1 protein-coding gene is annotated in these 1160 nt (G+C 67.0%); it reads right to left on the reverse strand.

Annotation, left to right across the window (positions count from 1 at the left end; all coding sequences use genetic code 11):
* Window positions 1–58 precede the first annotated feature (58 nt).
* The coding region (locus ASF80_RS06730) for a S8 family peptidase (protein ID WP_200934748.1) at window positions 59–1160 on the reverse strand (1102 nt) is incomplete at its 5' end.

The raw sequence follows: 1160 nt of genomic DNA on the forward strand, positions 1-1160 counted from the left end.
GCTCGGCACGAACACGACACCCAGCACACACACCACCCCGGCAACCCGAGCCGTCCATCTACGCAACATCATCGCCACCCATTCCCCCATGTCCACGCCTTGTACGGATGACGACGATGAGAGTCACCGCCACGACGACCACGACCGCCCCACCGCCTGCGAGCACCCACGGCAGCGCCCCCGGCCCCGTGCCGTTCTGCGCGTCCGCTGCGTCGGGCGCAGACGACTCCGGTGCCGAGTAGACCTCGTCGAACGTCGGCGCTTGGCCGTCCTTGAACAAGGGGTTCTCGTCCGGATACTGCGCCGGGTCCTCCTCGAGCAGCCTCGTCGCGTTCACCACACCGTGACCGATGGTGTCGGACCACTCGAGCTCGTGCGGCTCAGACCCGGTGTTCCGGATCAATGACTGCAGCAACTGGGACGAGGTTGCACCAGGCCACTTTTCCTTCGCCAAAGCGAGCAGGCCAGCGACGACCGGGGTCGAAGCGGAAGTACCGGACCACGCCGACATGCCCCAGGTGCCGTCCCAGCCCAGGCCCGCTACGTCGATGCCCGGCGCGACGACGTCGACGTCCGCGTTGGTCATGCTTGAACCGTCGCGCTGCGTCGCCGGTTGCGCGGCTCCGTCGACGGCGGCGACGTTGACAACCCCGTTGACCGTCATGAGCTCGGGGATTGAGGTCGAATCGCTGTTCGGTAGCGCCGTTACGATCATGACCCCCGCGCGAAGTGCCGCTGCGACGCTGTCAACTGTGCCCTCGGAGAGTTCGTCGGCGAGTCGCCCGTACCCGCCGGACATCGAGACGATATCTGCCCCCTGCGCTACAGCGTCGTCGAGCGCGGCGGCGATGCTCTTGACCTCGCACGACTCTTGAAGGACCCCGTAGTAGAGCACGCGGCTGCCCGGCGCTAGGCCGACCGGGCCACTCCCGCTGGCGGAAGTCCCGTTCCCGACAATGAGTGACGTCGCCGATGTCCCGTGCTTCAGCGCCTCGAAACCGTCTTCAGCCCGCGTGATCGGGTCCGGACACTGGTCGAGCTGCCGCACCTCAATGTCAGCACCCTGCAGTGTGGCGACATCCGGGCTGAGACCGGCATCGAGCACCGCGATCGTCACGCCCTCCCCCGTGATCCCCGCGTCGTGGATCGCCTGAATCTTC

The sequence above is a fragment of the Microbacterium sp. Leaf159 genome, assembly GCF_001423615.1.
Taxonomy (GTDB): domain Bacteria; phylum Actinomycetota; class Actinomycetes; order Actinomycetales; family Microbacteriaceae; genus Microbacterium.